The sequence below is a fragment of the Cellulomonas sp. KH9 genome, from assembly GCF_900114185.1.
Taxonomy (GTDB): Bacteria; Actinomycetota; Actinomycetes; order Actinomycetales; family Cellulomonadaceae; genus Cellulomonas.
The window spans coordinates 289792-304388 of record NZ_FOSE01000003.1 but is presented as its reverse complement, the minus strand read 5'-3'; the positions used below and the strand labels follow the sequence as shown (position 1 = coordinate 304388).

14 protein-coding genes are annotated in these 14597 nt (G+C 74.5%); 3 read left to right on the top strand and 11 right to left on the bottom strand.

The genetic code is table 11. The features are described 5' to 3' along the window. The first annotated feature begins 60 nt into the window (after nt 1–60). Nucleotides 61–633, top strand: a complete 573-nt coding sequence (locus BMZ16_RS11285) for a hypothetical protein (protein ID WP_089800497.1) — start codon at nt 61–63, stop codon at nt 631–633. 117 nt (nt 634–750) lie between these two features. On the opposite strand, the gene pstB is transcribed toward BMZ16_RS11285, so the two are convergent. The 6 genes from pstB to BMZ16_RS11255 form a co-directional block, all read right to left on the bottom strand. Beyond that, nucleotides 751–1530 carry a phosphate ABC transporter ATP-binding protein PstB gene (gene pstB, locus BMZ16_RS11280; RefSeq protein ID WP_089800495.1) on the bottom strand — a complete coding sequence of 260 codons (780 nt, stop codon included), beginning with the start codon at nt 1528–1530 and terminating at the stop codon, nt 751–753. Nucleotides 1531–1564: 34 nt separating this feature from the next. Continuing rightward, nucleotides 1565–2629: a phosphate ABC transporter permease PstA gene (pstA, locus tag BMZ16_RS11275; RefSeq protein ID WP_089800493.1), complete on the bottom strand. Its 1065-nt coding sequence runs from the start codon at nt 2627–2629 to the stop codon at nt 1565–1567. Beyond that, entirely contained in the window at nt 2629–3630 is a 1002-nt protein-coding gene (gene pstC, locus BMZ16_RS11270; protein ID WP_089800491.1) for a phosphate ABC transporter permease subunit PstC, read from the bottom strand. Before pstC ends, pstA begins: the two co-directional genes overlap by 1 nt. A gap of 126 nt (nt 3631–3756) precedes the next feature. Further along, a complete protein-coding gene (pstS, locus tag BMZ16_RS11265) occupies nt 3757–4869 on the bottom strand; it encodes a phosphate ABC transporter substrate-binding protein PstS (RefSeq protein WP_089800489.1) in 1113 nt (370 codons plus the stop codon). A gap of 174 nt (nt 4870–5043) precedes the next feature. Continuing rightward, on the bottom strand, nt 5044–5754 hold the full coding sequence (locus BMZ16_RS11260) for a response regulator transcription factor (RefSeq protein ID WP_089800487.1): 711 nt from the start codon (nt 5752–5754) through the stop codon (nt 5044–5046). Further along, nucleotides 5751–7010: a sensor histidine kinase gene (locus BMZ16_RS11255; protein WP_177199669.1), complete on the bottom strand. Its 1260-nt coding sequence runs from the start codon at nt 7008–7010 to the stop codon at nt 5751–5753. The genes BMZ16_RS11260 and BMZ16_RS11255 overlap by 4 nt, the downstream gene beginning before the upstream one ends. 151 nt (nt 7011–7161) lie before the next feature. On the opposite strand from BMZ16_RS11255, the gene phoU reads away from it, so the two are divergent. Beyond that, nucleotides 7162–7836, top strand: coding sequence for a phosphate signaling complex protein PhoU (gene phoU, locus BMZ16_RS11250; protein ID WP_089801064.1), 675 nt, complete (start codon nt 7162–7164; stop codon nt 7834–7836). Nucleotides 7837–7926: 90 nt separating this feature from the next. Here phoU and BMZ16_RS11245 read toward each other — a convergent pair whose 3' ends face one another. From BMZ16_RS11245 to BMZ16_RS11225, 5 genes are all read right to left on the bottom strand, one after another. Then, nucleotides 7927–8667 carry a phosphoglyceromutase gene (locus tag BMZ16_RS11245; protein ID WP_089800483.1) on the bottom strand — a complete coding sequence of 247 codons (741 nt, stop codon included), beginning with the start codon at nt 8665–8667 and terminating at the stop codon, nt 7927–7929. Nucleotides 8668–8823: 156 nt separating this feature from the next. After that, the gene (locus tag BMZ16_RS11240) at nt 8824–10158 is read right to left on the bottom strand and encodes a glycosyltransferase (RefSeq protein ID WP_089800481.1); all 1335 of its coding nucleotides are present in this window, start codon (nt 10156–10158) and stop codon (nt 8824–8826) included. Nucleotides 10159–10234: 76 nt separating this feature from the next. Next, nucleotides 10235–10735: a pyridoxamine 5'-phosphate oxidase family protein gene (locus BMZ16_RS11235; RefSeq protein WP_143082807.1), complete on the bottom strand. Its 501-nt coding sequence runs from the start codon at nt 10733–10735 to the stop codon at nt 10235–10237. After that, the gene (locus BMZ16_RS11230; protein ID WP_089800477.1) at nt 10732–11826 is read right to left on the bottom strand and encodes a lactonase family protein; all 1095 of its coding nucleotides are present in this window, start codon (nt 11824–11826) and stop codon (nt 10732–10734) included. Before BMZ16_RS11230 ends, BMZ16_RS11235 begins: the two co-directional genes overlap by 4 nt. A 122-nt stretch (nt 11827–11948) precedes the next feature. Next, nucleotides 11949–13286 carry an ROK family transcriptional regulator gene (locus tag BMZ16_RS11225; RefSeq protein ID WP_255366575.1) on the bottom strand — a complete coding sequence of 446 codons (1338 nt, stop codon included), beginning with the start codon at nt 13284–13286 and terminating at the stop codon, nt 11949–11951. Between the two features lie 100 nt (nt 13287–13386). Between BMZ16_RS11225 and xylA the strand changes: the two genes are divergently transcribed. Then, nucleotides 13387–14577, top strand: a complete 1191-nt coding sequence (gene xylA / locus BMZ16_RS11220) for a xylose isomerase (RefSeq protein WP_089800475.1) — start codon at nt 13387–13389, stop codon at nt 14575–14577. Nucleotides 14578–14597: the final 20 nt, after the last annotated feature.

The window sequence follows — 14597 nt, the reverse complement described above, 5'->3', positions numbered from 1 at the left end:
GCCCGGCCCGCCCCACCCGCACCCGCCGCCTCCGCGCGCGAGACCCGAGCAGGAGCCCTCGTGACCCGCCTCCGCACCCGCACCGCCCGGACCGCCGCCGCCGGCCTGGTGGCCGCCGCAGCGCTCGTCCTGACCGGCTGCTCCGCGACCAACCCGATCACCACCATCGGGGAGTACGAGGCGTCCGACGGCGCCGGCACGACGCTCGACGACGTGCGCGTGCTCAACATGCTGGTCGTCGCGGCCGAGCTGGACGGGCCCGGCGTGCTCACCGGAGCCGTCGCCAACGACTCGGGCGACGCGCAGGAGGTCACGCTGCAGGTGGGCGACGAGGAGCCCACGAGCCTGGACGTGCCCGCGGGCGGCACCGTGCTGATCGGCACCGCGGACGCACCCGCGCGCTACACCGCGGTCGACGTGCCGGTGGCCGCGGTCGCCGCCCGCCCCGGCGGCCTGATCCCCCTGAGCATCACGACCACCACCGGCGGCACCGTCGAGCTGATGATCCCCGTGCTCGACGGCGCCCTGCCCGAGTACGCGGCGCTGCTGCCGGGCGCGACGCCCAGCCCCGCGACGACGCAGGACGCCTCGGAGCCGCAGCCCGAGGAGATCGTCGAGGAGAACCAGGGCTGAGCACGACGCACCACGAGGGGCCGACCACCGCGAGGTGGTCGGCCCCTCGTGCGTCCCGGGGCGTGCGTCGCTGCGCGGCCGCCCCCTCCGCGGCCGCCGCACCGACCGGCGCGCCGGTCAGCCGAAGCGGCCCGAGATGTAGTCCTCGGTCGCCTGCTCGCGCGGCGAGGAGAACATCGTCGCGGTGTCGTCCATCTCGATCAGGCGACCCGGCTTGCCGGTGCCCTCGATGTTGAAGAAGCCGGTGCGGTCGGACACCCGCGCGGCCTGCTGCATGTTGTGCGTGACGATGACGATCGTGTACTCGGACTTCAGCTCGGCGATGAGGTCCTCGATGGCGAGCGTCGAGATCGGGTCGAGGGCCGAGCACGGCTCGTCCATGAGCAGCACCTGCGGACGCACGGCGATCGCCCGCGCGATGCACAGGCGCTGCTGCTGCCCGCCGGACAGGCTCGAGCCGGGGCGCGCCAGGCGGTCCTTCACCTCGTTCCAGAGGTTGGCGCCACGCAGCGAGCTCTCCACCAGGTCCTGCTGGTCGCTCTTGGACATGCGGCGGTTGTTGAGGCGCACACCGGCCAGCACGTTGTCCGCGATGGACATCGTCGGGAACGGGTTGGGGCGCTGGAACACCATGCCGACGAGCCGGCGCACGGTCACCGGGTCGACGTCGGGGGCGTACAGGTCCTGCCCGTCCATGAGCGCCTTGCCCTGCACGCGCGCACCGGGGATGACCTCGTGCATGCGGTTGAGGGTCCGTAGGAACGTCGACTTGCCGCACCCCGACGGGCCGATGAGCGCCGTGGCCTGCCGCGCCTCGATGGTCATGGTGACGCCCGCGACGGCGAGGAAGTCGCCGTAGTAGACGTCGAGGTCCGAGACGTCGATCCGCTTGGACATGGTGGGTCCTTCCTGAGGAGTCGGTGGGCCCGCGTCAGCGGGCGCCCCGGGGGGCGAACCAGCGGCTGACGAGCCGGGCCACGAGGTTGAGGAGCATGACGACGAGGATCAGCGTGAGCGCCGCGGCCCACGCGCGGTCGATGCCGGTGCCGCCCTGCTCGTACTGGCGGTACGCGAAGACGGGCAGCGTCGCCATGCGCCCGTCGAAGAGGTCGGTGTTGGTCTGCGTGATCAGGCCGACCGTGAGGAGCAGGGGCGCCGTCTCGCCGATGACGCGGGCGACCGCGAGCATGATGCCCGTGACGATGCCGGCGGCGGCGGTGCGCAGCACGACCTTGATGATCGTCAGCCACTTGGGCACGCCCAGCGCGTACGACGCCTCGCGCAGCTCGTGCGGCACCAGGCGCAGCATCTCCTCGACGGAGCGGATGACGACGGGCGTCATGAGCAGCGCGAGCGCGACGGCACCCATGACCCCCGAGCGGTACGCCGGGCCCATGATCAGCGTGAACAGCGCGAACGCGAACAGGCCCGCGACGATCGACGGGATGCCGGTCATGACGTCGACGAGGAACGTGATGCCGCGCGCGAGCGGGCCGCGCCCGTACTCCACCAGGTAGACGGCCGTGAGCAGGCCGACCGGCACCGAGATGGCGGCCGCCGCGGCCGTCACCAGCAGCGTCCCGATGAGCGCGTGGCGGATGCCGCCGGACGTCATCTCCCCGAAGACGCCGACCATGTCGGTGGTGAGGAACTCCCAGCCGAACGCGTCGGACCCGCGCGTCACCACCAGCAGGACCAGCGAGACCAGCGGCACGAGCGCGAGCAGGAACGCCCCGGTCACCAGCGTGGTGGCCAGCCGGTCGGCGGCACGGCGGGGACCCTCGACGACGCGCGAGGTGATGCTCGAGACGAGCACGAACAGCACGGCACCGAGGACGACGACGCCCGGGGTGGACGCCGAGCCCGTCGCGAGGAGCACGACGAGCGACACGGCGAGCGACCCGCCGGCGAACGCCCAGGTGCTCCACCGCGGCAGCCGACGGTGCGCGTCCCCGGTGAGCAGGCCCGCGGGGGCGGTGGGCGCGTCGGCGGTCATCAGTTGGCTCCCGAGAACTCGGCGCGGCGCGCGATGATCCAGCGCGCGACGAAGTTGACGACGAAGGTGATGACGAACAGCGCCAGGCCCGTGGCGACCAGGACGCTGACGCTCAGCCCGCTGGCCTCGGGGAACTTCGAGGCGATGTTCGCGGCGATGGTCTGCTGCTGGCCCGGCTTGAGCAGGAAGAACGAGAACAGGAACCCGGGCGAGATGACCATGAGCACGGCCATCGTCTCGCCCAGCGCGCGGCCCAGGCCGAGCATCGAGGCGCTGATGACGCCCGAGCGCCCGAACGGCAGCACCGCCTGGCGCACCATCTCCCACCGGGTGGCGCCCAGCGCGAGCGACGCCTCCTCGTGCAGGCGGGGCGTCTGCAGGAAGACCTCGCGCGACACCGCGGTGATGATCGGCAGGATCATGACCGCCAGCACGACCGACGCCGACATGATGTTCTTCGCCGGCGCCTGGTAGTCCGCGAAGAACGGGATGAACCCGAGGTTCGTCGACAGCCACGTGAACACCGGGTCGAGCCGCCCGATGAGCCACAGCGCACCCCACAGGCCGTAGACGACCGACGGGATCGCGGCGAGCAGGTCGATGAGGTAGCCCAGGCCCTGGGCCAGCCGGCGCGGCGCGTAGTGCGAGATGAACAGCGCGATGCCGACCGACACGGGCACGGCCATCGCCAGCGCCAGCAGCGACGCCAGCAGCGTGCCGAAGACGAGCGGCCCGACGTACTCCAGGACGGAGCCGCCGGAGAACCAGGAGATCGCGTCGAGCTCCTCGCGGGACGCGGTGAGCGCCGGCCACGCCCGGGCGACCAGGAAGACGGCGACGGCCGCCAGCGTCACGAGGATGAGGATGCCCGCGCCGGTGGACAGGCCGGCGAAGACGCGGCCGGCGAGCCGTCCGGTGGACGCCGCGCGCACGGCCTCGGCCGCGTCGGCGCGCGTCGGCGGTGCGGCGTCGCGCGGGGGTGGGGTGGTGGTCACAGCCACGGCTGCTCCGTCGGTCGGGGAGGGTGGGAGCACCGCGCGGCCCGTCCCGGACCGGGCGTGGTGCCCGGTCCGGGACGGCTGTGCGGTCCTCGGGGAGGTGCGGGTCGTGCGGTGGTGCGTGGTGCGTCAGGCGCCGGTGATCGAGTCGATCGCCGCCTGGACCTCGGTACGCAGCTCGTCCGAGATCGGGGCGGCCCCGGCGACGCTCGGGTCGGCCGCCCGCTCCTGGCCCGCCTCGCTGGCGACGTAGGTCAGGTACGCCTTGACCTTGGCGGCGTCCGCCTCGTCCGCGTACGTGGAGCACGCGATGGAGTACGAGACCAGGACCAGGGGGTAGGCGCCCGCCTCGGTGGTCGTGCGGTCCAGCTCGACGACCAGGCGCTTGTCCGTCGCGTCCTGCGCGCGCGGCGACGCGTCGACGACCTTCGCGGCGGCCTCCGCCGAGAACGGCACGTACGCGTCGCCGACCTTCAGCGCGACGGTGCCCAGGTCGCCGGCGCGCGAGGCGTCGGCGTAGCCGATGGCCCCCGTCGCACCGGAGACCGTGTCGATGACGCCCTGCGTGCCCTGGCCGGACTGCCCACCGGACAGCGGCCAGTCGCCCGAGGCCTCGTGGGGCCAGGCGCCGTCCGACGCCGCCTCGAGGTACTCGGTGAAGTTCTCCGTGGTGCCGGACTCGTCCGAGCGGTTGACCGGGATGATGCCGGTCGACGGCAGCGTGACGCCGGGGTTCTCGGCGGCGATCGCCGGGTCGTCCCACGTGGTGATGTCGCGGTTGAAGATCTTGGCGAGCGTCGCCGCCGACAGCTGCAGGTGCTCGGTGTCGAGGTCGGGCAGGTTGTAGACGACCGCGATGGGGCTGATGTACAGCGGCAGCTCCAGGGCCTCGCCCCCCTCGCAGCGCTCGGACGCCGCCGCGAGCTCGTCGTCCTTCAGGGCGGCGTCGGAACCCGCGAGCTGGACGGCCCCGGCGAGGAACTGCTCACGCCCGCCGCCCGACCCGACGGCGTCGTAGCTGACGGCCACGTCGGGGTACGTGTCGTTGAAGCCGGCGATCCAGCCGGCGACCGCCTTCTCCTGCGAGGAGGCACCCGCGGCGGCCAGCGAGCCGCTGAGACCTTCTGCGGACGCGTCGCCGCCGTCCGCGGAGGAGCCGGAGCTGCACGCGGCGAGCGTCAGCGCGAGCGCCGTCCCCGCGAGAACCAACGCACCGCTACGGCTGTGGGGAGTGAGCTTCACTGTGTCCCGTCCTGTCGGTCCGCGCGCACCGGTCGGTGCGCGGCCGACGCCGACGGTAGGGACCGCAGGTGACCGCACCGGCGGCCCCGGGTGAACCCCGGGTGAACGCTGGTCGACCAGACGCGACGCCGCGGGCCGCCGGGGCCGCGCCGGGCCGCGCCGGTGCGGCGTGCGTCACTCCGGGGTGCCGTCCGACAGCTTGTAGCCCAGCCCGCGCACGGTCGTCAGGAGCACGGGGTTGGACGGGTCCGCCTCGATCTTCGCGCGGATGCGCTTGACGTGGACGTCGAGCGTCTTGGTGTCGCCGACGTAGTCGGAGCCCCAGACCCGGTCGATGAGCTGCCCGCGGGTCAGCACCCGGCCGGCGTTGCGCAGGAGCATCTCCAGCAGCTCGAACTCCTTGAGCGGGAACGGGACGAGCTCACCGTCGACGTGCACCGTGTGCCGGTCGACGTCCATCCGGACCCCGCCGAGCTCCAGCACACCGTCGTCGACGGCGTCGTCGGCGGTGGCCCGGACCACCGGCTCGCGCCGCCGCAGCACCGCCCGGATCCGCGCCAGCAGCTCGCGCGACGAGTACGGCTTGGTGACGTAGTCGTCGGCGCCGAGCTCCAGGCCGACGACCTTGTCGATCTCGTCGTCCTTCGCGGTGAGCATGATGACGGGCACGTCGGACTCCAGACGCAGCCGCCGGCAGACCTCGGTGCCCGGCAGGCCGGGGAGCATGAGGTCCAGCAGCACGAGGTCGGCGCCGTGCTCGGCGAAGCGCTCCAGGGCCTCGGGGCCGGTGGCCGCGGTGACGACGTCGTAGCCCTCCCGCCCCAGCTGGTAGGACAGCGGGTCGCGGTAGGACTCCTCGTCCTCCACGAGCAGGATGCGGGTCACGGGGTGCTCCTCGGGGCGTCGGGCGGGGCGGGCGACGGGGGCGGGTCGGTGGCCGGGGGTGCGGGCACGTCGGGGGCGGCGGGGTCCGTGAGCGGCGGCCCGCCGGAGCCCGCGACGGGCAGGCCCCGGGCGTCGGCCACGGGCAGGCGCAGCGTGAACGTCGAGCCCCGACCGGGCTGCGACCACACCGACACGTCACCCCCGTGGTCCGCGGCCACGTGCTTGACGATCGACAGGCCCAGCCCGGTGCCGCCGGTGTCCCGCGAGCGCGCGGGGTCCACCCGGTAGAACCGCTCGAACACCCGGTCCTGGTCGTCGGCGGCGATGCCGATGCCCTCGTCGACCACCGCGATCTCCACGAGGTCGCCGTCGCGGCGCACGCCGACGCTGACCCGGGCACCCCCCGGCGAGTACGTGACGGCGTTGTCCAGCAGGTTGCGCACGGCCGTCACCAGGAGGTTGCGGTCGCCGTACACGGTCACGTCGCGGTCCCCGCCGGCCACCACGCGCACGAGCTTGGCGTCGGCGACGGTGCGCGTGCGGTCGACCGCCTCGGCCACCACGTCGTCGACCGCGACCGTGGTGACGTCCTCCAGCGCACCGGCCACCTGCAGCCGCGACAGCTCGATGATCTCGTGCACCAGCGCCGACAGCCGCGCCGCCTCGGCCTGCATCCGGCCGCTGAAGCGGCGGACCGCCTCGGGGTCGTCGGCGGCGTCCTGCACCGTCTCGGCCAGCAGCGACAGCGCGCCGACGGGCGTCTTGAGCTCGTGCGACACGTTGACGACGAAGTCCCGGCGGATCGCCTCGAGCCGGCGCGCCTGGGTGAGGTCCTCCGCGAGCAGCAGCACGTGCTCGGGGGTCACCTGCGCGACGCGCACCTGCAGCAGCAGCCGCGCCGGGCCGACGGGCCCGCGGGGCACGTCGAGCTCCTCGTCGCGGATGACGCCGTCGCGACGCACCGCACCCACCATGTCCCGCATGGCCGCGTGCACCAGGCGACCCTCGCGCACCAGGCCCAGCGCGTGCGCCGGCGGGCTGGCCCGCACCACACGGTCATCGGCGTCGAGGACGACCGCCGCCGAGCGCAGCACCGCCAGGGTCCGCACCAGCCCGTCCTCGAGCTCGGGCTCGGGCTGCGGCGGCACCGTGCGCTGCTCGCGCTCGCTCCACCGGAACGCCGCGACGGCCACAGCGCCCACCAGCACACCGACGACGCCGACGAGCAGCGGGCCACCTTCCACGATCCAGTCCACGACCGCCACACTAGGCCGGGTGGACGCACCGGCGACGACGCCGTCGCGCCCGGACGCCGAACCGCCGCCGCCCGTTCACCTGGCGGGTGTCGGTCGTTCACCGGCGCGTGCGAGCGTGTGGGCCGCCACACCGCCCGAGAAGAGGGAGCACATGCGGGACATCTTCGAGGCCGAGCTCACCCAGCTCGGTCAGGACCTGGTCACCATGAGCGGCCGGGTCGAGCAGGCCATCAGCAACGCGGGTGTCGCGCTGCTCACCGCCGACCTCCGGCTCGCCGAGTCCGTCATCGCGGACGACCTTGCGATCGACGCGCTGGAGCGCGACCTCGACGAGCGGTGCGTGCGGCTGCTCGCGCAGCAGCAGCCCGTGGCCACGGACCTGCGGGTCGTCGTCTCGGCCCTGCGGATGAGCGCGTCGCTGGAGCGCATGGGCGACCTGGCCCGCCACGTCGCCCAGGTGGCGCGCGCCCGCTACCCGGTCGTCGCCGTGCCGTCGGACCTCGCGGAGACGTTCACGCAGATGCAGGACGCCGCCGTGCGCGTCGCGCGCCGCGTGACCACGCTGCTCGGCACCCGGGACATGGCGCTGGCGGAGTCCATCCAGCAGGACGACGACCTGCTCGACGAGCTGCACGCCGGCACGTTCACGGCGATGCTGTCCGGCCCGTGGAGCCGCTCGGCGCAGGAGACCGTGGACGTCACGCTGCTCGGGCGGTATTACGAGCGGTTCGGGGACCACGGCGTGTCCGTGGCACGGCGCATGGTCTACCTCGTCACCGGTGACGTGGCGGACGCGCTGGACCCGGCCGCGGTGCGCGGCGCCTGACCGCACCCACGAGCGCGGGACCCGGTCCCGCACACGCGAGAGGCGCCCGTCCCGGGGAGGGGGCGGGCGCCTCTCGTCGTGCCGGTGGGGTCAGCGACCCTGGTTGGCGACGGCCGCGATGGCGGCCTTGGCGGCCTCGGGGTCGAGGTACGTGCCGCCCTTGGTGACGGGCTTCAGCGTCTCCTCGTCCAGCTCGTAGAGCAGCGGGATGCCCGTGGGGATGTTGATGCCGGCGATGGTCTGCTCGTCGACGTCGTCGAGGTACTTGACGATCGAGCGGATCGAGTTGCCGTGCGCGGCGACGAGGACGGTCTTGCCGGCCTTGAGGTCGGGCACGATCTCCGCGTCCCAGTACGGCAGCGCGCGCTCGAGGACCTGCGCGAGCGCCTCCGTGCGGGGGATCGGCTCGCCCGCGTAGCGCGGGTCCGCGTCCTGCGAGTACTCGGAGCCCAGCTCGATCTCCGGCGGCGGGACGTCGTACGAGCGACGCCAGAGCATGAACTGCTCCTCGCCGTACTGCTCGAGCGTCTCCTTCTTGTTCTTGCCCTGCAGCGCGCCGTAGTGACGCTCGTTGAGGCGCCACGAGCGCTTGACGGGGATCCACAGGCGGTCGGCGACGTCGAGCGCGTAGTTCGCGGTGGTGATCGCGCGGCGCAGCAGCGACGTGTGCACGACGTCCGGGAGCACGCCCGCGTCGGTCAGCAGCGTGCCGCCGCGCTTGGCCTCCTCGACGCCCTTCTCCGACAGGGGCACGTCCACCCAACCGGTGAACAGGTTCTTGGCGTTCCACTCGCTCTCGCCGTGGCGGAGCAGCACGAGGGTGTAGGTCATGGTTCCCATCCTGCCGCAGCCCGCGGGGACCCGCAGGGACGTCCGTCCCGCGGTCCCCCCACCTCGCGAGACGTCGATCCAGCCCCACCCCCACCTCGCGAGAGGTCGATCCAGCCCGTCGCTGTGCCGGATCGACGCCTCGACGTCACGCGGGGGTCAGCGGGTCGGCTCGGCCGCGACCGCGTAGACCTTGAGGACCTGGTCGGCCGCCGTGGACCAGGCGTAGCGCTCCGCGACGCGGCGGGCGCCGACGGCCCAGCGCGCGCGACGCGGCGCGTCGGCCAGCGCGTCGGCCATCACGTCGGCCCACACGCGCGGGTCGTGGCCGGGGACGAGCCGCCCCGACACCCCGTCGTCGACGACCGTGCGCAGACCGCCGACGTCGGCCGCGAGGACCGGGGTCCCGCAGGCCTGGGCCTCGACGGCCACCAGGCCGAAGGACTCCGAGCGGGACGGCATCGCCACGAGGTCGGCGGCGTGGTACCAGGCGGCGAGCTCGTCGCGCGGGGCGGGCGGGCGCACCACGACGTCGTCGTCGACGCCGAGCGTGACCGCGAGCGCACGCAGCTCGCGCACCGCGGTGGGACGCCCCGACGGGCCGCCGAGCACCACGAGCAGCGGCACCGGACGTCCGCTCGCGCGCAGCTCCCCCACCGCCCGCACCAGCACGTCGGGCGCCTTGAGCGGCTGCACGCGTCCCGCGAACAGCACGACCGGGCGGTCCGTGGGCAGGCCGAGCCGGCGGCGGGCGTCGTCGCGGGCCCCCGGTGCGCCGGGGCGGAACCGCTCGAGGTCCACGCCGGGCTCGACGACGTGCACCCGCGCGGGGTCGGCGTCGTACAGCTCGACGAGCTCGCGCGCCTCGACGGGCGTGGACGCGATGAGGGCGTCGGCGTCGGCGACCACCTGCTCCTCGCCGACCACCCGGACGCTCGGCTCCGGGGTGTCGCCCGGGCCGAGGCTGAGGTTCTTCACCTTGGCGAGCGTGTGGGCCGTGTGGACGAGCGGGACCTCCCACCGCTGCGCGGCGATCGCGCCGACCTGGCCGGAGAGCCAGTAGTGGGAGTGCACGACGTCGTACCAGCCGGGCCGGCGCGCGGCCTCGGAACGCAGCACGCCCGCGGCCATGCCGCACAGGACGCCGGGCAGGTCGTTCTTGTCGAGCGCCTCGAACGGACCGGCGGGCACGTGGTGCACCAGGACGGGCGGGGTGACGCCGGCGGGCACGACGTCGGCGAGCAGGACGTCGCGCGCGGCGTCCGCCGACAGCGGGCGGCCGGCGGCGTCGGCCCCGTCGAGCACGACGGTCTCCGGGACGTCGGACCGCGTGGCGCGCGTGAAGACCTCGACGCGGGCACCGCGGGCCGCGAGCGCGTGCGCGAGCTCCAGGACGTACACGTTCATGCCGCCGGCGTCGCCCGTGCCGGGCTGGTCGAGCGGTGACGTGTGCACCGAGAGCATGGCGACGCGCGGCGCTCGGTCGGTGGTCACGGCCCCATTGTGACCCGGCCACGCGACGGCGCACCCGCGACGGCGCGCCCGCAGCGGCGCGTCCGCGCGGCGGTGCTCAGCCGCGGGCGACGGGGACCCTGCCGCGGGCGCGCTCGGTGTCGAGCATCGTGCGCAGCGGAACGCCGACCCCGTACGTCACGAAGTCCCCGTGCGGCGTCAGGCGGACCATCACGGTCCCGGCCGCGACGGCCTTCTCGACGTCCTGGCCCATCAGCAGGCGCCGACGCACCGTCGCGGGCGCCCGGTCGACCGGGAGCACCTCCGCGGTGGCGCGGCACGTGATCGTCGCGGGCGGGATCGGCGCGACGAGCGCGAGCACGCCGCCGCGCCGCACGGGCACCGTCAGCGACACCTCGGGCTGGTGGCGCAGGTGGTCGACCTTCCAGTCGGTGCCGTGCGCCGCGAACCACACGGTGTCACCGTCGACGGCCGGGCTGACCCCGACGCTGCGTCCCTCGCCGCGCCGGTTCACCATCGCGACGACGAGGAAGGACTGCCGGGCCAGCGTCGTCCACACCCGCTGCGACGTCAGGCGCGCACCTCCGGCGGCGCTCACGCGCGGGCCCCGGCGGGTGCGACGGGGACGACGCACGCGGGCGACGGCAGCTCGACCCGCGACACCTGCGCACCGTGCGCGTCGTGCACGACCAGCGCGTGGGCGTCCTGCAGCGCCACCACCGTCCACCCGTGCACCACGGCCAGGTGACGGGGCGTCGCACCGCCCAGCGGGTGCGTCACCGGCGCGCCGAGGGTGCCGCCGGGCCGCACGTCGAACGTGCTCACCGCGTCCGGGCCCCGCAGGCCCAGCGCGCGCACGCCCAGCAGCAGCCGGTCCCCGTCGAGCAGCACGTGCGACGGTGAGCGGCGCACGCCGTCGGCCGTCTCGGACTCCGGCACCGCCGGGACGCGCTGCAGCTCGGTCCCGGTCGCCGACCCCGCGTGCCAGTCCAGCACGTGCACCGCCGCGTCGAGCTCGCCCACCACGTACAGGCGGCTGCCGTCGGCCGCGAACGTGACGTGCCGCGGGCCGGTGCCCGGCGGCAGGGTCGCGGCGACGCCGTCCGGTGCGAGCCGCCCGTCGGCGGCCCGCGCGTACCGGCGCAGCTCGTCGGTGCCGAGGTCGGCGACCAGGACGTGCCGGCGGTCGGGCGTCAGGGCGGCGAAGTGCGCGTGCGGGCCCTCCTGCCGGTCGGCGTCGGGACCGCTGCCCGTGTGCCCGAGCACCTGCGCGGGGCGGCCGGACGCGACGGCGTCCGGGGTGAACGCGCCGTCGGACGTCAGCGGCACCACGCCGAGCACGCCGTCGACGTAGTTCGCGACGTACAGCGCGTCGTCCACGACGAGGAGGTGGCACGGCGCGACGCCGCCCGACGCGACCGTGCCGCGCGCGGTCAGCCCACCGTCGTCGTCGACCTCGAACGCCGTCACCGAGCCGGGGTCGCTCTCCCCCACGGCGTAGAGCCACCGCCCCCCGGGGTGCGTCGCGACGAACGTCGGCGCGGGGGCCTGCACGACGAGCCGCGGCGCACCCAGCGCGCCCGTCGCGGGGTCGAGGTCCACCCGCCACACGCCTTCGCCGAGCCCGGCCTCGGTGCCGATGCCGGCGTGCGGGAAGGTGCCGATCCACAGGGGTGTCGTCGCGCTCACCCGCCGACCCTACGCAGCCGGCGCGTGCGGGGCGGACGAACGCCGGGCCACGGGCACGGCCATCCGTCGCGCGAGACCGGGCCCGCGGGGGTCGCGCCCCGGGTGCGGGACGGTCGGTGGCGTCAGGTCGCCGCGGGGGCGAACCAGACGGTCGGGTCCGCGACGACCGTGCGCAGCACCGCGAGGGCGCCGCCCGTCATCGCCGGGTAGTCGCCCGCGGCCGCCCGCGTCACCGACGGCGAGGACCAGTCGGAGAAGATCACCCGGTCGGCGAGCGTCTCGCTCACGACGTCGTGGACGTGGTCGAACACGCGCCCGAACGTCCCGCCGAGGACGATCTCGCTGACGTCGACGACGTTGGCGACCGTCGCCACCGCGAGCCCCAGCCAGCGCGCCGCGTCCCGGACGGCGTCGCGGGCGCGGGCGTCACCGGCGGCCAGGGCGGCGACGACCTCGGCGAACGGGGCGCCCGCCGCGAGGCCCGCGGCGCGGGCGATGGCGTCCTGGCCGGCGTGCTGCTCGAGGGAGACGGGGCGCGTCCCGCCGGGGCCGCCGTCGACGACGACGTGCCCGATCTCCCCGCTCCACCCGTGCCGCCCCAGGAAGATCTCGCCGTCGAGCACGAGCGCACCACCGACGCCCACCTCGCCGGACACGTAGAGGAACGACGGGGCGACCGTGCCGCGGCGGGCGTGCGCCTCGGCGCGGGCCGCGAGGTTGGCCTCGTTGGCGACCCGCGGCGGCAGCTCGGCGAGCACCGGGTGGGCGGCGAGGCGCGCGACGACGTCGACGTCGCGCCAGCCCAGGTTGGGGGCGAAGCGCAGGGGGCCGGTGATGCGGTCGACGAGGCCGGGCAGGGCGAGCGCGGTGCCGGCGACCCGCACACCGTCGGCCGCGAGCGCGGCCAGTGCCGGCGCGGCGAGCGCGGCCAGCCTGTCGAGCGCCTCGTCCGGGTCGCTGCCGCGCAGGTCCACGCGCTCGACGGTCTCGACGAGGACACCCCCGGCGAGGTCGACGGCGCGCAGCCCCAGGTAGTCGACGTTCACCTCCATGCCGACGCCCGCGACGCGGCCGGGCGTCGGGGCCAGCGGCACGGCGGGACGTCCGGCGCGTGCGACGGCGACGGGCGCCAGCTCGCGCACCAGCCCCGCCTCGATGAGCACGTCCACCAGGCTGGTGACGGCGCCGCGCGACAGCCCGGTGGCGGCGGCGATCTGCGCGCGGGACGGCGCCGACGTCGCGTCGACGACCTGCCCCAGCGCGACCGACAGGTTGTGGACCCGCATCTGCGCCTGCCGGGCGGCGCGCGACGGGTCGGGCACCTGCTCCGCGGCCCGCCCCTGGCGGGTCCGGGGACGGGCGCCGACGACGACGTCGGGGGACGCGCCCAGGGTGTCGTGCGGGGTCACCGGGGCGGCGTCGTGCACTGCGGCACCCGTCACCTCGTCGACCGTCGGCATGGCTTGACCCTACCGATCTCCGGGGATAAATTCATCCCGAGAACAAAACCCGGTCGCTCGGCAGCCGCGCGCCCGGTCCGCACTCGACGTGGAGGCGTCCATGGTTCGCAAGCCCACCCCCGAAGACAAGTTCTCGTTCGGCCTCTGGACGGTCGGATGGAACGCGCAGGACCCGTTCGGCGCCGCCACGCGCCCGTGGCTCGACCCGGTCGAGTCCGTGCACAAGCTCGCCGAGCTCGGCGCCGCGCACGTGACCTTCCACGACGACGACGTGGTGCCCTTCGGCTCCTCGGACGCCGAGCGCGAGAAGATCCTCGACCGCTTCCGCGGCGCGCTGGCCGAGACCGGCATCACGGTCGAGATGGTCACGACCAACACGTTCACGCACCCGATCTTCAAGGACGGCGCGTTCACCTCGAACGACCGCCGCGTGCGTCGCTACGCGCTGCGCAAGATCCTGCGCAACGTCGACCTCGCCGCGTCGCTCGACGCCGACACGTTCGTCATGTGGGGCGGCCGCGAGGGCGCCGAGTACGACTCGGCCAAGGACCTGTACGCCGCGCACCAGGCGTACGCCGACGGCATCGACACCGTCGCCGCGTACATCAAGGAGAAGGGCTACAAGCTCCGCATCGCGCTGGAGCCCAAGCCCAACGAGCCCCGCGGCGACATCCTGCTCCCGACGATCGGGCACGCGCTCGGCCTCATCGCCAAGCTCGAGCACGGCGACATCGTCGGCCTCAACCCGGAGACGGGCCACGAGCAGATGGCCGGCCTGAACTACACGACCGGCCTCGCGCAGGCGCTGTGGGCGGACAAGCTCTTCCACATCGACCTCAACGGCCAGCGCGGCATCAAGTACGACCAGGACCTGGTCTTCGGCCACGGCGACCTGTTCTCCGCGTTCGCGACGGTCGACCTCGTCGAGAACGGCTTCCCGGGTGGCGGTCCCAAGTACACGGGCCCGATCCACTTCGACTACAAGCCGTCGCGCACCGAGAACTTCGACGGCGTGTGGGAGTCGGCTCGCGCCAACATGGCGACCTACCTCCTGCTCAAGGAGCGCGCCATCGCGTTCCGCCAGGACCCCGAGGTCCAGGAGGCCCTCGAGGCCGCCGGTGTCTTCGAGCTGTCCAAGCCGACGCTGAACGAGGGCGAGACCCTGGCCGACTTCCTGGCCGACCGGTCCGCGTTCGAGGACTTCGACGTCGAGGGCGTGGCCCAGCACGGCTACGGCTTCGTGCGCCTCAACCAGCTCGCGCTCGAGCACGCGCTCGGCGCCCGCGGCTGACCTGAGCACCACCCGACGCC

What these genes read in the sequence shown, in the direction of transcription:
- pstA (WP_089800493.1), bottom strand. Translation starts at nt 2,629, where the DNA reads ATGACCGCCGACGCGCCCACCGCCCCCGCGGGCCTGCTCACCGGGGAC.
- phoU (WP_089801064.1), top strand. Translation starts at nt 7,162, where the DNA reads ATGCGGGACATCTTCGAGGCCGAGCTCACCCAGCTCGGTCAGGACCTG.
- BMZ16_RS11245 (WP_089800483.1), bottom strand. Translation starts at nt 8,667, where the DNA reads ATGACCTACACCCTCGTGCTGCTCCGCCACGGCGAGAGCGAGTGGAAC.
- BMZ16_RS11225 (WP_255366575.1), bottom strand. Translation starts at nt 13,286, where the DNA reads ATGCCGACGGTCGACGAGGTGACGGGTGCCGCAGTGCACGACGCCGCC.
- xylA (WP_089800475.1), top strand. Translation starts at nt 13,387, where the DNA reads ATGGTTCGCAAGCCCACCCCCGAAGACAAGTTCTCGTTCGGCCTCTGG.
- pstB (WP_089800495.1), bottom strand. Translation starts at nt 1,530, where the DNA reads ATGTCCAAGCGGATCGACGTCTCGGACCTCGACGTCTACTACGGCGAC.